The organism is Promineifilum sp. (SeqCode) (assembly GCF_041918635.1).
Classification (GTDB): domain Bacteria; phylum Chloroflexota; class Anaerolineae; order Promineifilales; family Promineifilaceae; genus Promineifilum.
Map to the genome: position 1 here is coordinate 1 of NZ_JAYRVJ010000316.1, position 3395 is coordinate 3395.

The 3395-nt window shown below is 71.7% G+C and carries 3 protein-coding genes; all 3 read right to left on the minus strand.

The features are described 5' to 3' along the window. On the minus strand, positions 1-266 hold a 266-nt coding region (locus ACE3UY_RS10120; RefSeq protein ID WP_374687413.1), incomplete at its 3' end, for a response regulator. Further along, entirely contained in the window at positions 263-2305 is a 2043-nt protein-coding gene (locus ACE3UY_RS10125) for an ATP-binding protein (protein WP_374687414.1), read from the minus strand. The genes ACE3UY_RS10120 and ACE3UY_RS10125, both read right to left, overlap by 4 nt. Positions 2306-2459: 154 nt before the next feature. After that, positions 2460-3395 (minus strand): HlyD family secretion protein (locus tag ACE3UY_RS10130; RefSeq protein WP_374687415.1); only part of this gene is annotated, 936 nt, incomplete at its 5' end.

Here is a 3395-nt window from a genome sequence, read left to right on the forward strand (position 1 = left end):
CCGCGGACGACGGCCTCGTCGCCGGCCCGCACGCTGAGGATGATGATGGGCACGTTGCTGAGGCTGCGCACCTGGCGGCAGACGCCCAGGCCGTCGAGCCGGGGCAGGTTGAGGTCGAGCAGCAGCAGGTCGGGCGCGGCCTGCTCGAACATCTCCACCGCCGCCAGCCCGTCGTGGGCCGTCACCACGTCGTAGCCGGCCCGCCGCAGGGTGAACGACACCACGTCCGACAGCGCCAGATCGTCTTCGACTACCATTACCTTCATATCGGTATCTCCATCCAGAAGCGCGCGCCGCCGCCCTGGCGGTCGTCCACGCCCACCGCGCCGCCGTGGGCCTCGGCGATCTTCTTGACCAGGTACAGCCCCAGGCCGATGCCGTACTGCTCGTGCCCCTGATCGTCCAGGCGCACGAAGCGCCGGAACACGTTCACGTGGTCGCCGGGGCGGATGCCCGGTCCGCGGTCGACGACCGACAGCCGCAGCACCTTTTCATCGCTCTCGACGCGCAACTCGATCGGCCGGCCGATGGGGCTGTACTTGCTGGCGTTGGTCAGCAGGTTGACGAGCGCCTGTGTCAGCCGGCCCCCGTCGGCCTCCAGCGCCGGCAACTGCGCCGGCTCGGTGACGCTGATGGGCTGCCGCCGCCGCTCCACCAGCGGCCGGACGATGGATAGGGCGTTGGCGATGACCTCGTTCAGCACGACCGGCCGCTTGCGCAAGACGAACGAGCCGGCCTCGATGCTGCTGCTCTCCAGCAGGTTGTCGATGAGCGACTGGAGGCTGAGCAGGCTCATGTGCGTCGGCTTGAGCAGTTCGCGAATCTCGGCCGCCGACAGGTCATCCACCTGATCCATCAGCAGTTCGATGGAGGCGTTCAGCGTGCTCAGCGGCGTGCGAAACTCGTGGGAGATGTTAGCCAGGAAGAACGACCGCAGATGGCGCAGCGCCTGCTCTTCGGTCACGTCGCGCAGCACCAGGGCCACCTGCACCGTGTCGCTGTTGGGCGGAACCATGCGCGCGCCCGTGGCGGCCAGCACGACGCGCTTGCCGGAGCGGGCCAGCACCTCGATCTCGCGCTTCTCGCCGGCCGGCGGGATGCGGTTGAGGAACGTCTCGCCGGGGGCCGGCTCGGCCAGCGGCAGCAGGGTGTTCATCAGCAAGCCGACCGCCTCGCCGCTCGTCCAGCCGGTCAGCGCCTCCGCCCCCTGGCTCATGAAGGTCAGCCGGCCGCGCGTATCGAAGGTGACGACGCCCTCGATGACCGACTGCACCAGCGTGCTGAGCCAGTCGCGGGCCTGGGAGCGCTCCTCCAGCGCGCCGAGCATGGTCGCCTGGCTCTTCTCCAGCGAGGCCGACAGGGTCGCCATCTCCGGCGGCCCGGCCAGACGAGGGATGGGCGCGCTCAGGTCGCCCTGGCTGATCTGTTCGGCGGCGTGGGTCAGGTCGAGCAGCGGCGCGGTCAGTTGCCGGATGTAGAGCGTGCCCAGGAGGACGCCCAGCAGGGCCACCACGCCCGTGCTGGCGACCAGGACGGTCAGCGCCGTGCGCTCTGTCGCCATGAGTTGATCGACGGGCAACTCCACCTCGGCCAGCAGTCCATCGCGCCCGCCGGGGTCGGGCAGGGCGAACTGGGAGGTGAAGTAGCTGCGGCCGGCGGCGCTCATCTGGCCCTCCGCCCCGCGCGCCCGGACGGTGGCGATGCCGGGCGGCAGGGTCGTCGCCAGCGGGCGGCCGTCCAGCGTCAGGAGGGTCTGCTGGACGCCGGTGTTAACGCTTAGCTGGGACAGGAATTCGCCGTCGAGCCAGATGCCGGTGACGGCCGTGCCCAGCGGTTCGGGGATGTCGCTGCTGAGGATGTTCTGCCCGGCGGCCAGGATGGGCCGGTCGTTGATGAGCGTGACGCCGCTGGTGGCCCCGATGGGGCAGCGCACCAGGGCCGGGTCGGTGGCGACGACCACGTCCTCGCCGTCGCACAACAGGATCACGTCGAGGTCGCTCTGCTCCTGGAAGGCGCGCAGGTACGGCTCGACCGCGTCCATGTCGCCTTCTTCCAGCAGGCGGCGCAGCGTCGGCCGCTCGGCCAGCAGGGCGGTCAGATCGACCACGCGGCCGTGCGAGGCGTCATAGAGGGATTCGGTGGCGCGCGCGGTGGCGTCGATGCGCTGCCAGGCCTGCTCCTCCAGTTGCGAGCGTGTCAGCCAGAAGGCGGGCACGCCGGCGCTGAGCGTGGTCAGGACGATGAGCACCACCAGGGCGATGACGAGCCGGGTGGCCAGGCTGGCGCGGGCAAGGAAATGTCGCATGGCTTATACAGAATAATAGCCGATTCGACGGCGGTTGGTAGTCAGGCAATTCATTGCTGTTCTTCGCGCCTGTAGCGCAGCCATTCCTGGCTGCGGCGGCCGAACGCAGCCAGGAATGGCTGCGCTACGATAAGAATGGCAATGAATTGCCTGACTACGGGCCGCCAATCGTCGCCAGCGCCGTCATGCCCCAGCGCAGGGGCAGGTCGGGGTAGTCGTCCAGGGCGACGCGGACGCGGTAGGTCACGTCGCCGCGGGTGAGTTGCGCGACGCGGGCCACGTCGAGCACCGTGCCGCGCAGCGTCTCGCCGGGCAGGGCGTCGACCGTCACCTCGACCGGCTGGCCCTCGGCCACGCGCACCACGTCCAGTTCGACCAGGTCGGTCGTCTCCACCAGCCAGCCCGCCCCGGCCAGTTGGGCCACCGGGACGCCGGGGCCGACCAGTTCGCCCGCCTCCACCAGCACCTCGCCCACCGTGCCGGCGAAGGGCGCGGTCAGGGTCAGGCGGTCGAGCGTGTGTTGCGCCTCGGCCACGTCCGCTTCGGCCATGCTCACCCCGGCTTCGGCCTGGGCCACGGCCGCGGCGGCCTCCTGGGCGGCCACGCCGGCCCGCTCCAGCCCCAGTTGCGCCCGCTCCAGGCCGATCTCGGCCAATTGCACCTGCTCCGGCCGCGCCCCGGCCTCCAGCAGCGCCAACTGGGCCGCGGCGGCGTCGCGCTGGGCGGCGGCCACGGCCACGTCGGCTTCGGCCGCGCGCTGGCCGGCGGGGGTCGGGCCGGCCCGCGCCTCGTCCAGCGCCCGTTGGGCGGCGCTCAGGGCCGCCTCGGCCGCCGCCACCTGGGCGCGCAGGCTCTCTTCCGGCGCGCCCAGCAGCGGGCAGACTTCGCTGCCGTCGGGCAGGGTCACGCAGGTAGTGATGAGCGTGTCGTAGTTCTCCTGGAGGCCGGTCAGGCGGGCCGCGGCGGCGGCGACCTGCGCTTCGGCGGCGCGCACGGCGGCGTCGCTGACCTCCAGCGCCGCGTCGCGCCGGGCGACGGCCCCGGCCAGGCTCGATTCGGCGGCGGACACGTTGCGTTGGGCGGCGGCCAG

Bases quoted from the DNA above. Each gene is read 5' to 3' on its own strand.
- ACE3UY_RS10125 (WP_374687414.1), bottom strand. From the start codon at position 2,305: ATGCGACATTTCCTTGCCCGCGCCAGCCTGGCCACCCGGCTCGTCATC.